Annotated in this window: 16 protein-coding genes and 2 pseudogenes; 6 read left to right on the top strand and 12 right to left on the bottom strand. The window is 69.3% G+C overall.

Features of this window, described 5'->3' with window-relative positions; translation table 11 throughout:
• Nucleotides 1-72 precede the first annotated feature (72 nt).
• The gene (locus tag SLINC_RS00960) at nucleotides 73-1,461 is read right to left on the bottom strand and encodes an NAD(P)/FAD-dependent oxidoreductase (protein ID WP_067425420.1); all 1,389 of its coding nucleotides are present in this window, start codon (nucleotides 1,459-1,461) and stop codon (nucleotides 73-75) included.
• Between the two features lie 70 nt (nucleotides 1,462-1,531).
• Between SLINC_RS00960 and SLINC_RS00955 the strand changes: the two genes are divergently transcribed.
• Entirely contained in the window at nucleotides 1,532-2,743 is a 1,212-nt protein-coding gene (locus SLINC_RS00955) for a carboxylate-amine ligase (protein WP_375141455.1), read from the top strand.
• A gap of 196 nt (nucleotides 2,744-2,939) precedes the next feature.
• Here the strand turns inward: SLINC_RS00955 and SLINC_RS50350 are convergent.
• From SLINC_RS50350 to SLINC_RS50345, 3 genes and pseudogenes are all read right to left on the bottom strand, one after another.
• Nucleotides 2,940-3,068: pseudogene (locus SLINC_RS50350) on the bottom strand (GNAT family N-acetyltransferase); the annotation flags it as partial.
• Nucleotides 3,069-3,287: 219 nt separating this feature from the next.
• A complete protein-coding gene (locus tag SLINC_RS47850; protein ID WP_067425414.1) occupies nucleotides 3,288-3,482 on the bottom strand; it encodes a hypothetical protein in 195 nt (64 codons plus the stop codon).
• Between the two features lie 85 nt (nucleotides 3,483-3,567).
• Nucleotides 3,568-3,767: pseudogene (locus SLINC_RS50345) on the bottom strand (ISAzo13-like element transposase-related protein); the annotation flags it as partial.
• Between the two features lie 173 nt (nucleotides 3,768-3,940).
• Between SLINC_RS50345 and SLINC_RS00945 the strand changes: the two are divergent.
• Complete coding sequence (locus SLINC_RS00945; RefSeq protein WP_079164345.1) at nucleotides 3,941-5,437, top strand: HEAT repeat domain-containing protein; 1,497 nt, start codon at nucleotides 3,941-3,943, stop codon at nucleotides 5,435-5,437.
• A gap of 44 nt (nucleotides 5,438-5,481) precedes the next feature.
• On the opposite strand, the gene SLINC_RS00940 is transcribed toward SLINC_RS00945, so the two are convergent.
• The 3 genes from SLINC_RS00940 to SLINC_RS00930 all read right to left on the bottom strand — a co-directional run bounded on the left by SLINC_RS00940 (nucleotide 5,482) and on the right by SLINC_RS00930 (nucleotide 7,718).
• A complete protein-coding gene (locus tag SLINC_RS00940) occupies nucleotides 5,482-5,691 on the bottom strand; it encodes a hypothetical protein (protein ID WP_067425408.1) in 210 nt (69 codons plus the stop codon).
• Between the two features lie 165 nt (nucleotides 5,692-5,856).
• Nucleotides 5,857-6,114 (bottom strand): hypothetical protein, encoded by a 258-nt coding sequence (locus SLINC_RS00935; RefSeq protein ID WP_067425405.1) that lies wholly within the window; start codon nucleotides 6,112-6,114, stop codon nucleotides 5,857-5,859.
• A 431-nt stretch (nucleotides 6,115-6,545) separates the two neighbouring features.
• The gene (locus SLINC_RS00930) at nucleotides 6,546-7,718 is read right to left on the bottom strand and encodes a PQQ-dependent sugar dehydrogenase (RefSeq protein WP_225988200.1); all 1,173 of its coding nucleotides are present in this window, start codon (nucleotides 7,716-7,718) and stop codon (nucleotides 6,546-6,548) included.
• A gap of 689 nt (nucleotides 7,719-8,407) precedes the next feature.
• Here SLINC_RS00930 and SLINC_RS00925 point away from each other — a divergent pair.
• The 3 genes from SLINC_RS00925 to tpg all read left to right on the top strand — a co-directional run bounded on the left by SLINC_RS00925 (nucleotide 8,408) and on the right by tpg (nucleotide 12,413).
• On the top strand, nucleotides 8,408-9,427 hold the full coding sequence (locus SLINC_RS00925) for a YncE family protein (RefSeq protein ID WP_225988199.1): 1,020 nt from the start codon (nucleotides 8,408-8,410) through the stop codon (nucleotides 9,425-9,427).
• A gap of 586 nt (nucleotides 9,428-10,013) precedes the next feature.
• A complete protein-coding gene (gene tap, locus SLINC_RS00920) occupies nucleotides 10,014-11,852 on the top strand; it encodes a telomere-associated protein Tap (RefSeq protein ID WP_225988198.1) in 1,839 nt (612 codons plus the stop codon).
• 3 nt (nucleotides 11,853-11,855) lie between these two features.
• Nucleotides 11,856-12,413: a telomere-protecting terminal protein Tpg gene (tpg, locus tag SLINC_RS00915; protein ID WP_067425400.1), complete on the top strand. Its 558-nt coding sequence runs from the start codon at nucleotides 11,856-11,858 to the stop codon at nucleotides 12,411-12,413.
• Nucleotides 12,414-12,539: 126 nt separating this feature from the next.
• Here the strand turns inward: tpg and SLINC_RS00910 are convergent, their stop codons facing one another.
• Nucleotides 12,540-13,550, bottom strand: a complete 1,011-nt coding sequence (locus SLINC_RS00910; protein ID WP_067425397.1) for an ArsR/SmtB family transcription factor — start codon at nucleotides 13,548-13,550, stop codon at nucleotides 12,540-12,542.
• Between the two features lie 56 nt (nucleotides 13,551-13,606).
• Here SLINC_RS00910 and SLINC_RS00905 point away from each other — a divergent pair, with 56 nt between their 5' ends.
• Entirely contained in the window at nucleotides 13,607-14,890 is a 1,284-nt protein-coding gene (locus SLINC_RS00905; RefSeq protein WP_067425393.1) for an MFS transporter, read from the top strand.
• A 43-nt stretch (nucleotides 14,891-14,933) separates the two neighbouring features.
• Here SLINC_RS00905 and SLINC_RS00900 read toward each other — a convergent pair whose 3' ends face one another.
• The 4 genes from SLINC_RS00900 to SLINC_RS00885 all read right to left on the bottom strand — a co-directional run bounded on the left by SLINC_RS00900 (nucleotide 14,934) and on the right by SLINC_RS00885 (nucleotide 17,265).
• Complete coding sequence (locus tag SLINC_RS00900; RefSeq protein ID WP_067444729.1) at nucleotides 14,934-15,359, bottom strand: nuclear transport factor 2 family protein; 426 nt, start codon at nucleotides 15,357-15,359, stop codon at nucleotides 14,934-14,936.
• 545 nt (nucleotides 15,360-15,904) lie between these two features.
• Complete coding sequence (locus SLINC_RS00895) at nucleotides 15,905-16,336, bottom strand: hypothetical protein (protein WP_114604606.1); 432 nt, start codon at nucleotides 16,334-16,336, stop codon at nucleotides 15,905-15,907.
• A gap of 303 nt (nucleotides 16,337-16,639) precedes the next feature.
• Nucleotides 16,640-17,005 (bottom strand): hypothetical protein, encoded by a 366-nt coding sequence (locus SLINC_RS00890; RefSeq protein WP_067425387.1) that lies wholly within the window; start codon nucleotides 17,003-17,005, stop codon nucleotides 16,640-16,642.
• Nucleotides 17,002-17,265 carry a hypothetical protein gene (locus SLINC_RS00885; RefSeq protein WP_182449133.1) on the bottom strand — a complete coding sequence of 88 codons (264 nt, stop codon included), beginning with the start codon at nucleotides 17,263-17,265 and terminating at the stop codon, nucleotides 17,002-17,004. Before SLINC_RS00885 ends, SLINC_RS00890 begins: the two co-directional genes overlap by 4 nt.
• Between the last annotated feature and the right edge of the window lie 288 nt (nucleotides 17,266-17,553).

The following is a 17,553-nucleotide window of genomic DNA, read 5'->3' as shown; positions in this document are numbered from 1 at the left end:
CGCACTGCTTGCCCTTTGGGCCTACCGTGCTGACATCTGATGACACTCCAGGAACGAAAACGCCCTGGCCAATCAGGGGATGGGGCGCAGGGTGGCGTAGGGGGTGAGACAGAGGTAGAGGCCCGCGGCTGCGTGGTCGGGTGTGGCGGGCAGGGGGAGCATCTGGCTGGTGCCGTGTCCGCCGAGACCCTGGGCCCGGTGGCCGGTCAGGGGGGTGCGGAGCTTTTCGTAGAGGGAGTTGAGGCGGTCTTGCTGGGCGTCGTGGAGGTCTTCCTCACCGGTGATGATGTTAAGGAACGACTCGTGGAGGCGTAGTCCTTGCTGGTCGCGGTGGCTGAGGGCCTGTGCTTGGCGAAAGTAGGCGTCGCGGCCGTCGTGGATGCGGTAGAACGCGCTGACCAGGACGAGGAGGCGTTCGTATGCGTTCTGGTAGGTGGTCTGGTAGAAGCGTCGGGCGTCGGCCTCGTCGACTTCGCCGTGCAGGTTCCCGGCGATGGACGCGGCGCTGAGGAGGCCGCTGTACATGGCCAGGTGCACGCCGGTGGACAGCAGCGGGTCGAGGAAGCAGGCGGCATCGCCCGCGAGGTAGTAGCCCGGGCCGCAGAAGGCGTCGCTGGTGTAGGAGTAGTCGCTCTCGACCTTGAGGGCCGAGACCTGCCGCGCGCCTGCGAGCATGCGGGCCAGGAGGGGGCATCGGGCGAGTGCCTCGTGGTAGACCGCGTCGATGGAACCGTGGTTGTCCTTGGCCTGGTTGAAGGAGCGTTTGTCGGTGACCAGTCCGACACTGAGGGTGCCGTCGTGCAAGGGGATGGCCCATAGCCAGCCGTGGTCGGGCAGGGAGAAGACGCCGATCGCTCCCTCGGGTGCGTCGGGCAGGGCTGCGGCACCGCGCCAGTAGCCCCAGGCGGCGACGTTGCGGAACACGTCGTGCACACGCCGCGCGCGCAGTTGCCGTGCGCCCAGCATTCCAGCCCTCCCGGTGGCGTCGATCAGGTGGGTGAAGTCGATCTCTCCGTCGCGGCCGTCCCCGGCGGACCACGAAGCCGTGGTGGCCCGGCCGTCGGACAGGGCGATGCGGCGCAGCTGCGACTCTTCCCGCACGTCCGCTCCCTGGTGGCGGGCGTGTTGAAGGAGGAGGTGGTCGAACTGGGAACGGACGACCTGGAAGCTGTGGCCGGCCGGCCGGGCCGGATCGTCGAAACGCAGGGCCCATTCCTGGCCGCCCCAGCCGTAGAAGGCGCCGGTCTTGCGGACGAAGCCGTGCTGTTCGACGGTCTCGCGGGCGCCCATGATGTCCAGAACCGGCAAGAGGGACGGGAGCAGGGACTCCCCGATGTGGTAGCGGGGGAACCGTTCGCGTTCCAACAGCACGACGTCGATGCCCTGTTGAGCCAGCAGAGTGGCCGCTGTCGCTCCCGCGGGCCCACCTCCGGCGATCAGTACCTGTGTCCGCTCGCGCAATGTCCCGCTCCCCGGAAGGTCGAGAGAATGTGGTCTTCGCACCCCGCCTGTGCTCACCGAACGTGACAGCATGGTCACCATGACGAGTACAGGGCACACCCCTGACGGCGCACAAGAGGCGGTCCCAAGCCACCGCCGGAGCCGAACCGGCCCCGGCGGACCAGCCCCTCTGACGGTGGGCGTCGAGGAGGAGTACCTGCTGGTCGATCCGGTATCGCGGCAGGTAAGCCCGGAGGCGGAAGAAGTGGTGGCAGAAGCGGCATGCGAACTCGGCGGGCGGGTCACCACGGAAATCACCCGCTACCAGGTTGAGGTACGTACCGACCCGCACACCAGCCTCGCCGACCTGGCCGAGCAGGTCAGCTCCCTGCGGGCGGCAGTCGCACGGGCCGCCGAGCGGCAAGGCCTGCGCACCATCTCCAGCGGAACCCCCGTGCTCGGTCAGGCCGCCCCGCCTCCCCTCACCGCCGGGCCCCGCTACGACCGAAGCGCCGCCGTGTTCCGCGCCCTGGACGACGAGCAGAGCGCCTGCGCCTGCCATATCCACGTCGGCGTTCCTGACCTGGCCACCGCGCTGGACGTCAGCAACCACCTACGGCCACGGCTTCCCGTCCTCATCGCCCTCGCAGCGAACTCGCCGTACTGGGCGGGCCGGGACACCGGGTACGCGAGCTGGCGCACGACGATCTGGGGACGGTGGCCGGTCGCCGGCCCCCCGCCGTACTTCGAGTCCCCCGACCACTTCGAAGAGCTCGTCTCGGGCTTCCTCGCCACTGGCACGGTCATGGACCGAGGCGGCCTGTACTGGGACATCAGGCCCTCGCACCACGTACCCACACTCGAATTCCGCTTCGCCGACGCGACCACCACGGCGGGCGAGACCGTACTGCTCGCCGGCCTCGTCAGAGCGATGGTCGCCACCGCCCTCCAGGCCATCGGCTCCGGAGACCCGGCGTTCAGGCCCCAGCCTGAGATGCTGCGCGCCGCATACTGGCGCGCAGCCCGCGACGGCCTCGCCGGCGAGAGCATCGACCTGCGCACGGGCCGCCTCGCTCCCGCCGCCGACCAGGTCGAACAACTGCTGTCCTGGCTGGAACCCTCACTACGAGATCAAGGCGATACCGAGCTCATCAGCACCCTGTGGTCACGCCTTCGTGCCCACGGCAGCGGAGCGGAGCGCCAACGAGCCGCCTACCAACGCTGTGGCAGTGCTATCGGGGTCGTCGACCACCTCATCTCCGCCACGACCCCTTCCGGGACACGACGAAGGCTGACCAGCTGAGAGCTTCCCAGCTCACCGCGCCAGATCCTATTGAGCCATCTGCAGGAACTCTGGCCAGGGCGACTTTCAGCGGCCTCACCAAGGCGGCCCCAACTGGCCCCAGTTCACGCATGATTCGTGAAGATCAGGCGTCGTGAATTGGCTCCGGAGGGCGGCTTGATCTGGGACCACCGGGCGGTGTCGGTGGGGTGTCCCGGTCTCCTCGGATGCGGGCGTGCAGATGCATGTCGTGTCGGCCATCGTCATGCACGGCGGCGCTGCGTTTGGTGCCTTCCGGGAGGTATCCGGACTTGGTGGCGACCCTGCACGAAGCATGGTTGCGGCTTCGACGTCGACCGCCCTGCGCAGTGGGAGGTCGAAGCCCTCGAACCCGTCGAACTTCAGCGCCTGGTCCTCGCCGCCGTCGACCCGTACGTGGACCGTGACGTCTTCGCCGGACAGATGGTCCGTGAGGAACAGCAACGCCGCGCCCCTGTCCGACTTCCTCGGAGGCTGGGGCGCGGCGGGCGGGACATCTGCGTGAGGGGGCCCGAGGGGGTTTCGGCTACTCGGAGGCGTCTTTCTGCGTGTTCCGTTGCTGGCGTGCAAGGTTGACGTGTTCGCGCACCAGGTCGGCGCTGCCCAGGGGCCCGCGGGCGAGGACCAGGGTACGGGCCGCGTCATCGAGCCGGTCGATGGTGGGGTCGTCACCGAGGCCGATGCCGAGCCGGTCTGCCATGACGTGCGAGACGATCGCCACGGCGTCTCCGAGGGGTTCGTCGATGTTGAACTGAGCCCGGGCCTTGGGACTGTTCTCGAGGATCGCCGGGAGTGTTTACTGTGCCATGCCGGGCGCCTTCAAGGGTCTTGGCGTTGCCCTCCAGGCTGAAGCTCTCCTCGCGCAGGAGGTCGTCCACTGTATCCGCGCAGACCCGGTGGCCCTGGCGGGTCGGTTCCTCGGCGAGCCTGCGGGGGGCTTGGTGGTCCAGCGCAACGGTGACATGGGATCCCCACGAACATCGGGCTCGACCAGCGCGAGAAGCGCCTTGCGGACGGCAGACACCCTGGCCTCACGGACAACTGCGGCTCGGGCGACTGCCGACGAACCACCGAGTGATAAGCCACGGGTTGAAGATCTGCACGCTCTTGGACGAATGACATAGGCGTCCGTCGGCGCAACCTCCCGTCGGTTCGGCAGTCTTACCTCCCGGGGTGCACATGACGACAGAACATCAGGTTGCCTTCTTCCTGAGGGAGTTGGAGACGGGCGACACCTGGCGACGGGCAGCAGCGGCGAAGGGGCTCGGCAAACTCGGCGGAGCCGAGCACGCCGCAGCACTCGTCCGGGCAGCTGCCGACCCCGCGCCCGAGGTGCGGGAAGGCGCGGCGGTGGGCCTGGGCAGGCTGGGGGTCCCCGAGGCCGGGGCGGAGGTCCTGCCCGCGCTGATGGACGACGACGATCCGTGGGTGCGCAGGCGGGCCTCTTTGGCGTCGATCCGGCTCGGGCTGAGCGACCGGGAGGTCGTGGACGCCTATGGGCGACTGCTCGGCGACCCCGACTATCACCTTCGGATCAACGCGTTGGAGGCGTTGCAGGAGCTGGGCGTGCCCGGTGATGTTCCCGCGCTTGTCCGGCTGCTGGGCGATCCGGCACACGGCATCGGGGGTCGGGCGTGGGCCATGGTGCGGGTCTTCCGCGAGGACCGGGACGTCGAGGCGGAGCTGGTCCGTACAGCCCAGTGGGGCGAGGACGCCGCCCGTGCGGGCGCCCTGTTGCTGCTGCCGGAGCAGCACATCGAACGGCTGCTGCCGTCGCTGCTGAGAGATCTGACCGACGCCCCTTCCACTGAGGTGCGCCGCGCCACGGTTTTCCGACTGGCGAGCGTGGACCGCCCGGAAGTGCAGGACGCGCTGCTCGCTGCTCTGGAGGCGGAGCGGGATCCGGAGATGGCCGCACAACTGCTCTATCTGCTCGCGCGATCCGGTGACGAACGGCTGTTGGGTCCGGCATCCCGCTGGCTGAGCAAGGAGTCGGCCGGCCCGTCGGCCGCCTTCACCCTGGGATCCGTCGGCGGCAAGACCGCCACGAAGCTCCTGCGGGGCGCACTCACCGACCCGACAACCCCCGCCTGCACACTCGCGGCAGCGGCCATGGCCTACGGCGAGATGGGGAGATGGGACGCCGTGTGGCTGCTGCTCCCCCTGCTGGGCCATGCCGAGCGCGAGGTGTACGGAGGTGCGCTGCGTGGCCTGGACGCCATGGCGGACACCGGGTTCCGGCCGTGGGAACGCGCGGCGGTCGCCCGGGCGCTGGTGGCCCGTCTCGGCGTCGCGCCTACTCTGGTCGGGGTGGCAGAGCGGGTCCTTGCGGGCCTGGCGGAAGCCCTGCCCGGTGTGCGGGAACTGGTGGACAGGACCACCTCCCCCCTTGTCCGAGCCGCCGCGTTGTCGCTCCTGGATCCGCACAATGCGACGGACGCCGGCACTCCGCACGATCTGCCGCTCTTCGTGCGCCACTTGGACGACGTGGATTGGTGGGTGCGTCAGGCCGCCGCAAAGGGGATCGCCCACTGGGTGGAGGAGACGGGCACGCTCCCCCCGGGCGAGGAGCGGCTGCGCGACCGGCTCACCGCCCTGGACGCGGACCCAATCGATTCCGTACGCGAGGCGGCGGCCGAGGCGCTGCGGGCCTTGGACGGCTGCCGGAACAACTGACGAGGCAGGAGTGACAGCGGCAACACCGGTGACACTCACACCCTTCACTCCGGAACCGCCCAGCTCGGCACAGTCTCGGGTTCGTACAGTTCCAGCCACCGCGCCAGGTCCAGGGGCCGCTCCAGCCCGCGCCGTTCGGCCTGCGTGCTGATCGGGTCGTCCCGGTGGGGGAGCGGGTGCACGCGGTCCCGCTCGACGAGGTCGAAGACCTGGTGGGAGCGGCGGCTGAACAGGTCCTTGGCGTGACGTGGCAAACGCGGCCGCGTACTTGGGGTTCTCGGTGTAGCGACAAGAGCCCCCGCATCATGAACCCCGCGCTCGCCCATGGGCAAGCAGGTCTGGAACACGGATGACCATCGTCGTGGCCGACCGTACCGATCGGCGGCCGGGACTACTGGTCGTGACGCGGCAGATCCGTATCAGGCCCGCCAAGCCCACGAGCTCGTCGCCCAGGACCGTCTCGCCGTGACCGGGTACTTCAAGCGCACGTCCACGATGCCGGATGAAGGGTGCTCGGCTACGTGGGCATGGAGGGCGTAGTCGGCTGCCAGGGTGTCCGGATGGGTCTGGCCCGGTGACTGTGCGAGGCCGGCGGCAACCGAGCTGAGCCGCTCGAACTGCTGCTCGCGGATGGCGCTGTCCCGCTCCCAGGCGGCGTCGTTCAGTGGCGCGGTCATCGGTGTCTCCTCGGTTATGGATCTTCCTGGTTGCGACTCGCCTGCAGTCGGCACCGGGCCATCGTTGCCGCCGTTTGTGTCTGTGGAGGGCGATGTCGGCGTACGGGGCGTCGAGCGGTCATGATGAGGGGCGCCCTCAGCGGGTGTGCTCCGTCAGCGCGGACAGCGGTCGGCCTCGTGGTCGAAGGTCGCGAGGTCAACGCCTACCTGGCCCCCGGCAAACTGCCCGAACACGACCTGACATGCCGCAAGTAGCCGCCACCCTCGACCGGCTCCGAATGGGTCTCGCTGCGCACCGGCGGCAAGGGCACCGCCGGCAACACCTTCAACCAGACCGTGTTCCGGGCCTGCCGGTACCGGCTCGGCTGACCGCCTGCCGGGGCCCGGGTGGGAGGTGGCGCTCCATCTCCCACCCGGCCCCGGCCCTACGGTCAGTCCGCCCGCGGTGTGACGCGCTCGAAGCCGACGCGGTGCAGTTCGCCGGTTTGGTCGGTGATCACGTACAGCTCGCCGGACCGGTCTTCAGCGAACGAGCTGACCTGGGTCGGGAACTGGCCGATCGTGGCGCTGCGGTAGGTGCCGTCGCCGTTCTCGCGCACTGCCCATGCGGTTCCGGAGCACCAGTCGGTCGCTACGTAGGTGCCGAAGGCGAGGCGGGCGTGCCGTTGGCCGCGGTAGACGTGTCCGCCGATGACCGAGCAGCCGTCAACGCCGGTCTGGTAGTGGAATATCGGGTCGGTGTAGTTGGCGTCCGGTTCGCAGCGTTCGGCGTTGAACACCGCGGGCCCTTCCTTGCAGGACCAGCCGAAGTTGAGCCCGCCGCGCCCGGCCCTGGTGTGGTTGATCTCTTCGAACGCGCTCTGACCGACGTCGCCCACCCAGAGGGAGCCGTCGAGCTTGTCGAACGAGAACCGCCACGGGTTGCGCAGACCGTAGGCCCAGATCTCCGGCCGGGCCCCGGGCGTTCCGACGAACGGGTTGTTCTTCGGGACGCAGTAGGGGAGCTCGCCGCAGGAGCGACTCACGTCCAGGCGCAGGATCTTGCCGAGCAGCGTGCCGAGGTTCTGCCCGCTGCCCAACGGGTCCCCGCCGCCTCCGCCGTCGCCGAGGCTCCAGTACAGGTAGCCGTCAGGGCCGAACGCGAGCTGGCCGCCGTTGTGGTTGGTGAACTGGGAGTGCTCCTGGGTGAGCAGCACCTGCTCCCGCGCCGGGTCGCCGAGCGGGACCCGGGACAGCGTTAATGCTCCGTCCGGCCGGCTGGTGTAGGCCACGTACACCTGGGAGGTCTTCCGGAAGTCGGGCGCCGGGACGATGCCGAGCAGGCCGCGTTCGAATCCGGTGCTGTTCACCCGGTCGCTGATGTCCAGCAGCGGGTCGGCGGCGAGCCCGTCCTTCGGGTGGAAGGCCCGGACCGTGCCGGCTCTCTCGGCGATGAGCATCCGCCCGCTGTGGTCGTTGGCCGCGACCATCGCGACCGGTTGCTTCAGACCGGATGCCACCGGGGTGGTGACCACCGTCAGCTGGTCCAGAGGCACACCGTGGCCAGAACCGTCCGGCGCTGCGGACGCGGCCGGCACGACCGTGGCAGACAGCAGAGCAGCCATGGTCAACACGAGGCCTACTCGTCTGAGTCTTGACATTCAAGCTCCTTTGTTGGGGGACTCCGCGATGGCGTCCCGTTGCGTGGGTGTAGCCGATCGAGGTTCAGGTGTGCGCGGGCTTGCTCCCGGGACGCACACCCACGAGGGGCTTCCGCTTCCTGCACATGAGGCGGGCCACCGTGCAACTCGCCGTGATAAAGGGGCAGTTCAACATAGGAGGTGCGCGGTGGCCTAGTCCCAGTCCGGCCTACTCCGGACAGGATCAGCACGGCCGTGGTCTTCCAGGCGGCGGCGGTCGCCTGATCGCCGCTTGTCTGGGGGTTCGGGGAAGTCGGGAGATCCGTATGAGGATGTCGGCGACGGCGCTCGCGCTTGCCGTCGCCGCGCTTGCCGTTGACGTTCGCGCTGGCGGCCCTTGAGCGTTCGTAACGCGATCAGCTCGCTCCTGCCGTGCGACGACGCCGATGGGTTCGGTCGGCGTCGTCGTGCTCGGGTCTTTCCGCTCGGTGCGCCCCTGGCTGGGTGACGGGGTCCGCGGGGGCCGGTGGTTCAGTTCGTGTGGGTGCCGGCGCTCTGGCGAAAATCTGGACGCCACGGTTCCGTGTCGAGCAGACTCATGCCTGGACGCGAGGGCTGCGGTCCCGCGCCGGCGACGATGGCGGGCTGTCGAGAGATCGAGGTGAGGGACTGTGGTGACGCGTCGTACGGTGATCAAGGCGGCGGGCGCCGGAACGTTAGCGAGCGGGCTGACCACGCCGGCTGCCGGTGCTCCCCGGGCGGCGGAGGCCGACGTACTGGTGGTGGTGGAGAAGGGCAGCCACGCGATCGGTTTCTACGACGCCGCGTCGGGGCAGCGCCTGCAGACCGTCGGGCTGCCCGACTATCCGCATGAGATGGTCGTCGACTCTCGTGGGCGATTCGCCTATGTCGGGCACTATGGAGTGCGCATGTCCTCCGTCGTCGGCGAGGGCGGCGCCGCGGTCTTCGTCATCGACCTCGTCGAGCGGTCTCTGGCCCGGACCATCGACACCCGGCCGTTCAACCGCATCCACGGCATGGGCATCGACCGCCACGACCGGCTGTACGCCCTGAGTGAGGAGAAGGCGGTACTGCTCGGTTTCGACGCCCCGTCCACCGACCAGGCACCGACCAGGGCGGTACCCACGCACGGGGTGAAGACCCATCTGTTCACGCTCAGCCGGGACGGCGAACGAGCCTACGTCACCGGCCTGTTGTCGCACACGGTGAGCCTTGTGCGCCCCCACGACGCCTCCGTCCCACCGCTCCTGGTGACTCCCGGCCAACTGCCCGAGAGCAGCTGTCTGAGCCGGGACGAGGAGACGCTGTTCGTCGGTGCCCGTAAGAGCTCCTCCCTGGTCGCCATGGACGCGCGCTCCATGAAGGTGCGGCGGAGCAGGAAGGTGGGCGGAGACCCGCTGCGGGTCTACACCCTCGACGACGAGCGGCTGTTGGTGACGGACATAGTCGCGGGCACCCTCACCGTGTTCAGCACCGACCTGCGGCCGGTCCGCTCCCTTCAGCTCGACGGGACCCCGGCCGCCGTGTCACTGCACCCCGGCAGGCCCCTGGCGTATGTGTCCCTGCTGGGCACCAACCGGATCGCCGTCGTCGATCTGGACCGGCTTGCCGTCGTCGGCGGCTTCGGCACCCAGTTGGAACCGGACTCTTCGGTGCTCCTGCCCGCCTCCTGAGGCCGACCACCCTGGGTTCGGGACCAACTCGGCAGGCCGGGGATGCAGGTGCTTGAGATGGTGGACGAGGGTCCAGGGCCACTCGGGGCGGCGCCCCTTCGACACGCTGGACGGCCACCCCGTTCAGGTCGAGCAGCAACGTCGTATCGTTGTTCAAGCCCGTGACCCCTGCATGATCGTTCTGCGTGAAGAACAGAAATGATCATGCAAGGCTGCGGGCTCTTCGCATCCAGGGCCGGGACCCCGCAGACCGAACACCGACTGTGACGACACCCCTGCCGCCAGAGTCGGCCACACCGCTCAACCGCGAAGACCCACGAAGGGGACTCGCTTGTCAGGGTCGTGGACGGGGCGCCACATGGGCGTGGAGGGGCTGTGCTGGAGCAGCTCGGCCAGCGGCGCGGCGAGGACCGGGACGTCGTGGAGGAAGAGTGGCAGGCGGGCAGAGCGCGACCGGTCCGCAGGCATCGCCAGGCCCGCACGCGCCGCCGCTGGCCGTCTTGGCCGCGCCTGACACCAATAGCTCTCAGAACGTCATCTCCCTGAGGCCCGTCTCGCGACCGCGCTCAAGACGACGACGCAGACGGTGAAGAACTACGAGAACGGCCGCTCCGAGCCGAAGCCGCCGCGTCTGGAGGCGTACCAGCGGCTCCTGAAGGTCTGGGCGGCGAAGTACCCCGTCCACGGCGCCCCTGCCGCACTCGTCCAGGCCGCCGTGCCGCAGACGTTCACTGGCCCGGCCGCCCCCGAGACCAACGACCCGCAGGCTACTGCCCAGGCCCCGGCGGAGCTGGAGCGCCCCGTACCCCGCGCGGCGGCATCGTCACGCCGCCCGCCCGCGAGGAAGCCCGCGCAGCCTGCTGTCGGCTCGCGGGTCCCGCATGGCCCGCTCGCGGTGCTGGACGGTGACGGCTCCGCGTACGGCGTCGACGGGATCGTGCTCGACTGCCCCGCTCGCACGGTGGTGGAGCTTGTGGAGTGGACGCTGCGTGAGTCCGGCCTCGGTGCGCCGAAGTTCAATCGGTACGGCAAGGACTCCGACCCGCTGATCGTGGTCACTGCCGCGGCCGCCGTGAAGCTCGGCCTCCCTGAGCGTCTGGAAGGACATGAGCAGCGCCGCTCCCTGCGCCTGCCCGCCGACCACCCGGTGGTCAAGCAGGTCGCGAAGGCGAAGTGGCAGCTCACCCAGCGCGGGTTCGGCCCGTGGGCGCGGATCTACCGCAAGGCGCAGGGGCGCGAGCGGTACGCCCAGCGGGTCATCACCCCGCGCGGCTCCACCGCCGTGTCCGGGCTGGAGCTGATGACCGCGCTGCGCCCGCCCACGAAGCCGGAGCGCGATGAGGAGACCGGGAACTGGGTGTCCGGCCACAACCCGGGCTCGCTGGGGACAGACCCGATGGACCCGGCACCGCCGGAGGCCACCGCCGAACACCCCGTCGTCGTGAACTCCGGCTGGAGTGGCGGCTTCCTCAACGAAGAGGCCTACCAGTGGGTGCGGCCGGTGGACCTGCTGACCGATGAGGAGTGCGTGCTGCCGTACGCGGTGGGCCTGGACCTGAACACCGCGTTCCTTGCGGCCGCCGCCCGCCTGGTCGTCGGCCTGTCCGCCCCCGACCACTTCGTGGGCCCGAAGTTCAACCCGAAGATCCCCGGCTCCTGGCTGGTCGACCTCTCCCACGTAGAGCTGGACCCGCGCCTGCCCTCGCCGTTCACGCCGACCGGTGAGCGTCCGACGGGCCCGGCCTGGTACCAGACACACACCGTCGCCTACGCCCAGGAACTCGGCTACAACGTCGCCCCGATCGAGGCTTACCTGCGCCGCGAGACCGGCGCGTACCTGGACCCGTGGCACGACCGGCTCAAGACCGCCTACGTCGACACCCTCGCCGACCTCGGCGTCACCCGGGACCTGGACGGCCGGGCCTTCCTCGCGGCGATGGAGCAGCACAAGCAGGCCGACCCGGCGATGGCCGCCGTCCTCGCGGCCATCAAGGCCACGGTCAAGGGCGGCGTGGGCAAGCTCCGTGAGCGCCCGCAGGGCAAGTCCTACAAGGAGGGTGAGCGGTGGCCGGCCCTGGAACGGCCGACCTGGCGGCCCGACATCAGGGCCGCTGTCATCTCCAAGGCGCGGGTCAACATGCACCGCAAGCTGCGCAACATGGTGGAGCTGACCGGCCTGTTCCCGCTGGCCGTGCTGTCCGACTGCGTCGTCTATCCCTCGCCGGGGGAGAGCCCGCTGGACTTCCTGCCCTACGCGGCGTCCGGCAAGCCGCAGCCCGGCGGGTTCCGCCTCGGGCCGACGCCGGGCCTGGCGAAGCTGGAGGGCGTCCAGTCGATGCTGTGGGCGGTCGACTTGATGGAGAAGGGGCTGAATCCGGCCCGTCACATCAAGGGCGGCGACGCCGTGTTGGACGAGGGGGAGTAGCCGGTGGGCGAGATTGACGATGCGATCGAGCGGGCCGACCGGGAAGCGTTCACCCGCCAGCCGCCGAAGACGCTGAAGGCTCAGATCGGCTACCTGATCCGGCAGTTGGGCAGTGCGAAGGCCGTGGCGCGGGAGCTCGGGGTTACCGCGGACTCCGTCAACCGCTACCGTCGTGGTGCCCGCAAGCATCCCCGTGCCGATGTCGCCGCGAAGATCGACGACGCGGTACGGACCCGCTGGCAGCCGCAGGTGCGCAAGCGCCGGCAGAAGCAGGCCGCGGCCTCGGGCGGGATCACGGTGGAGACGAGGGCCCGGTTCGGCTACACCGCGCCCGTCGGCACGACCGACGACGGACGGTTCCGGCGCCTGACCGTGCACCTCCCCCCGGCGTACGCGCAGCGCCTGTTCGACGCCCGCAACGCGGGTGCCGGCGATCAGCAGATGCGGGGGATCATCGCCGAAGGGTTCAAGGAAATCTATTTCCAGGACGGCGGCGGTCGCGCCATGGGACTTTCGGACGTGGAAATCAACGACATTGATTATCTGGACTTGGACTACTGATTGAGAGCGAAAGCATGACCACTGAATTCCCGCTGTGATGAGCGCTTCAGTTGGCCCGTCAGGGCTTGAGTTGGCCTGCTGAGCGTTGTAGTTGGCCCACGGGGCCCGATCGCGCCGGTGAGTGGTTCACGCTCGGGTGGTGGACGGTGGTGATCCTGAGCCTGCGGCTTCCACGACGATCTCTCCAGCCCGGGTGCGTGCATACAGCACCTCTCTACCTGCACGGTGGGCGCTGGCCAGACCAGCGGTGCGCAGGGCCGTCAAGTGCTGGGAGACACCGCCGGGAGTCAGCCCGGTGCGGCGGGCGAGGTCGGTGGTCGAGGCGGGGGCGGTCAGCTCGGTCAGGAGGGTCGCGCGGGAGCGGCCCAACACCCCCGCCAGGGCCTCGGACACAGTCGCGGGCTGCGTGTGCCATAGCGTGCCGACGGCGCGTGGCGGGTAGCGCAGCGAGGGCTGCCATGGCTCGTTGAGCACGGAGAACACGCGCGGCCACACGAAGGCGGACGGCACCAGCAGCAAGCCCCGGCCGTCGAGCCGACGCGCTCCGCGCACAGTGCGGTGCTCCAGGTGCAGGGTGCCTGCGGCCCAGGTGACCTGTGCGTCGAGGTCTGCGAACAGATGCTGGGCGCCGCCTTCGACCAGGCGGCCGGCGCGGTAGCGGATGTCGCCCTCCAGCAAGGTGAGGATCCGCGACCAGTACGGTGCCAGAGCCAGCTCCCAGTACGCCTCCAGCACGTCGGCCAGTCGCCCGAGCTCGGCCGCCGGGTCGGCGCGCAGCGCCGCCATCCGCGCAGGCGGCACCTCGGCCGTCGTGTGCAGCAGCGCCGACGGGGTGGCCCGGACGGTGGCCAGCTCCACATCCAGTGACGGCAGCGGCGTCGTGGGCGGCGGGCAGAGGAACCCCGGAACGCGGCCGGCCCAGGGCGAGCGCGTCGGCACCGGAACAAGGTCGAACAGCGGTCTCAGGTCGAGGCCCGCCGTCGCCAGCCGCGGGCGTACCTGTTCGGCCCAGGTGCGATGCAGGCCGTGTTCGTCCGCGCCCTTGAGTACCCGGACGCTGGCCACCACCTCCCACAACGGAGAGATCGCGAAGCGGGTACGGGCCACGTCCTCCAAGCCGAGTTCGATCTCGATCATTTAGCTGAGGATAAATCAATAGGTGGAGCGGTTGGTGGTCGCGCACGGTAGCGGGCATGTCCGAAGCACCCCGTTCCCCGTGGCGGCTGCGCGACTTCCGCGTGCTCTTCACCGCGGGCGCCCTCAGCCACCTCGGCAGCAATGTCGGCTACGTGGCGATCCCGCTGCTCGCCGTCACCACCCTCGGCGCGGGCCCCGGCCAGGCCGGTGCGCTGGCCGCGCTGTCCACCGCCGCCTTCCTCCTCATCGGCCTGCCCGCGGGGGCCTGGGTGGACCGCCTGCCCGGCCGCCGGGTGCTGGTGGTCGCCGACGCCGTCCGCTCCGTGCTGTTCGCCTCGATCCCCCTCGCATGGTGGCTGGGCGTGCTGTCGCTGCCGCAGTTGTACGCGGTGGTGCTGCTGAATGGCTGCGCCACGGTGTTCTTCGACGTCGGCTCGCAGAGCGTCCTGCCCGAACTGGTCGGCCGCGAGCGTCTGGTGCCGGCGAACACCGCCCTCGTGAGCCTGATGGCCGGCGCCAACATCGCAGGCCGCGGCGCCGGCGGCTTTCTGGTCCAGCTCTTCACGGCTCCCCTCGCGATCCTCGGCGGAGCCATCGCTTACCTGATCTCCGCCGCCGGCCTCACGGGCATCGGCCGACGACACGCTCCTGCTGTGACATCGGCCGACCGGCGACGGCTGCGGACCGATATTGCGGAAGGGCTGCGCCACGTCCTCGGCAGCCGCGAGCTACGCGCGCTGGCCCTTACCGCGACCCTCACCAACCTCGGCGCACAGATGATCAACGCCGTGCTGCCGGTGCTGTTCACCCGCGAACTGCGCCTGCCCGCCGGGGCGCTCGGGACGTACTGGGCGGCGGGCGGCCTTGGCATCCTGCTCGGCGCCGGCCTCGCCCGACGCTTCGCCACCCGCCTCGGCCACGGTCGCACCCTGGGGTTGGCCGGACTCTGGTTCGCACCCGCCGCACTTGGCGTCGCACTGATCGGCGAGGGGCCGTGGCTGTGGGTGGCCGGTGCCGGGTGGCTCGCGGTCATGACCAAGACGGGCATCGACAACGTCCTCGGCGTCACCCTGCGCCAGCACTTGACCCCGGACCCGCTGCTCGGCCGAATGAACGCCACCTTCCGATTCCTGCTCACCGGCGCCCTGTCCATTGGCTCCGCTCTCGGTGGCCTCGTCGGCCAGGCGGCCGGCGTACGCATGGCAGTCTGGGCGGGCGCGATCTGCCTGGCCGGCGCCTTCCTCCCGGTCTTCTGCTCCCCCGTCCGTACGCTGAGAGAGCTTCCCCTGGCCACCACGCCACCCCGCCGGGCATCAGCGGCATCCACCACCGAGACGTGAACCGGCACGCACCTGCGCGGTCGTGCCCTACAGCTGAGGATGACTACTGCGGAACCTCTCCGGAGACCATGCGATGCCCGCGGGCTGTGTCCATGTACTCGCGGACCCGGTGAATCAACCCTTCCCGGAGTTCGAAGACGAAGCAGTAGTCATTGGCGTAGCGGCGGCCGTTGGCCAGTGTCGCCGTCATGGTTTCCTCCACGACCGCCCGCTCGCCGTCGACGTAGAGCCCATGGAAGGTGACGGTGACGTCACGGACGAAGAAGCGGGGAAAGTCCTCGGCCAGGAACCGCACGATCGCCTTCCTGCCGACCAGATGGCTGGGCCCCTCCAGCGCGACGGCAGTAGCGTTCCCCGGAGGCGCCAGCCACTCGGCATCCTCGGTGAAGACCGCGGAGATCCGGTCAGCGTCGTGGCTGGCGAACGCCTTCCAAGCGCTCTCAATGATGGCGCGGTTCTGCTGTGACATGCCCGCGACCCTAGGCGGGCGCAGGCGAGAGGTCCGGCGGCTTTTCGACATCATCCCTTGAGGTCTTGCGAGTGACGCTCCCGCCGAGCACGGAACCGTCAAGGAGGCCACTTGCAGTGGCCACTGCGCCGGTGTCGTTCCCTCTAGCGAGGGCCGTCGGCGCCCACAGTGAGCAGCCGGGCGCGGGCGAGAGGTTCGCAGCTGGCTCCGCGAGGGAGACCGAGACGGCCCTGCACGCCGTGATGTCGGGCCCCGAGGTCAGCGCCTCAAGCAAGAGATCGACGAGCTGGGGGCCTTCATGGCGCAGGAGTTGCCCCCCATGCTCCGGCGTTTCCAGGAGCGGGACCGAGCGGTCCGAGACACAGACTCGACGTGCTGAGTCGATCGTGTCCGGTTAAGCACGGCAGGTGGGGGAGGATTTGCGTTCTGGATGCCGGGCACGAAGCGCAGTACCCGCACCTGGGGACCACGTCCGAAGGGCAGCCCGTGGCGTGGGTGGTGTGCTGGCTGGCGGTGCGATGGTGTTGGGGGGTGGGGGTGTTGGATCATGGCGCATCCTTGTTCCACTCGCGAGCGCCGGCTTGGCGCATGAGCTGTTCGGCAGCGTCAGCGTCAGCGAGGAATGGATGCACCCGCTGGAGGTAGCCGGCCTGCCCGTGGAGAGATTTCCTCAACTGCTTGAGGTTGCGGGCACTGTAGGAGAGGCCACCACGTTTCTCCACGACTCCGGCGGCGATGGCCAGCTCTTCGAGGCCCACGGTGAGCCTGACGGTGTCCGTTTCGATCTTGACGCTGCACTCCACGGTTGCGTCCGACTCATCAAGGCGGACCCGGTACTCGACACCGGCACCCTTGTAGTCGGCGCGTGACATAACCCGTTGGCTCTCCTGGGGACCGGTCAGTCCCAGGGCAGCTGCGGCGGAGGCACAGGCCGAGCGGACCTCGTCGAAGAAGTCTTTCGCAAATACCACGGTCACCTCCTGCCCTTGTTTCTTTTCGTTGACCTAGGGGCGGATTCTGATCACTTCCCGCACCAAACGGGTCGCGTCAGAGCCAGGAGGCGCCCAACGAGGCAGGTCCAGCTCATCGAGCGTGCGGTCGAGGTGCAGCAGATGGTCCACAGGGTTCATTGTTGCCGGGACAGGAAGGGAACCTCTGACTCAGGTCACTCCCCGATCCCGTCGCCGTGACGGCCCTGCTGAGTCGACCGCCACTCGCTGACGACCCGGAATCCTGACACGGCAGGACACGGCAGGACACGGCGGGAAGAGCCTGTTGGATCAGCTCGTCCAGGTCTTGATCTGAGCGGCGACCTCCCGCACCGGGAGCCCATCCCGGGCCGCGCGGGCCAAGGGAAGAACGGTGTCCAGACCGGGGCCCACCGCGAGGCCGCACGCCGAGAGGTAGGCCGCAGCCACCGTGGCGGCGAACAGTAGATTCCTCACCTCGAGGCTGGGGTTCCTCGCCAGCTCGCACAGCAGTGCCGCGGCCTTGTGATGGGGCTCGGGATAGACCTCATGGTCCAGGACCTCCGCGCGATGACGTGCTTCCGCTGCCACCGGCACGCCGTAGTCGACGACCTGGGGATCGCCCGGGATCTGCTGCGCCACCGCCAGGATCCAGGTGAGATCGACACGGAGACTCACGCAGCGTCCCTCGGCGTGCTCTCCGTCAGTCCCTCCGGAAGACCGGGGTACCGGTCCTCACCGACCTCCGCCTCGAACGCGTCCGCGTACCCGGCCAGGAACGTCGTAGCACCGGCCATGAAGACGGCACGTGTCTGGTCCACATCGGCCTTGATCAAGTCGGCAACGTATCCCTGCAGGCTCAGACCACGGCGCTTGGCCCGATCCTCGGCGGCCGCCTTGACGGCATCGTCCAGTCTGATGTTCGTCTGCTTCGCCATACCCACCACCATAGCTAGGCGCTGGTACCAGCGACTAGCAAACGGATGGACGAGGGCCTGCCTTACCGGCTGTCCTGGCGGCGTACGGCGTCACAGCCCACGGTGAGAGTCCAACGGGTGGGATCACGGTCCGAAGACCGCCAACGGGGAACGGGCGTGCCGGGAGGGCAACATGATCGACCTTGAAGAGCCCGTGAACCGCGTATTCAACCCGGATCTGCGTCCCCTGGTCCGGAGGCATACCGCTGCTACGCCTCCGGACCTGCCCGCGGCGCGATGGTCCTGACG

Source organism: Streptomyces lincolnensis (genome assembly GCF_001685355.1).
Classification (GTDB): Bacteria; Actinomycetota; Actinomycetes; order Streptomycetales; family Streptomycetaceae; genus Streptomyces; species Streptomyces lincolnensis.
The sequence above is the reverse complement of the archived record's forward strand: the minus strand, read 5'-3'. Positions and strand labels throughout refer to the sequence as shown.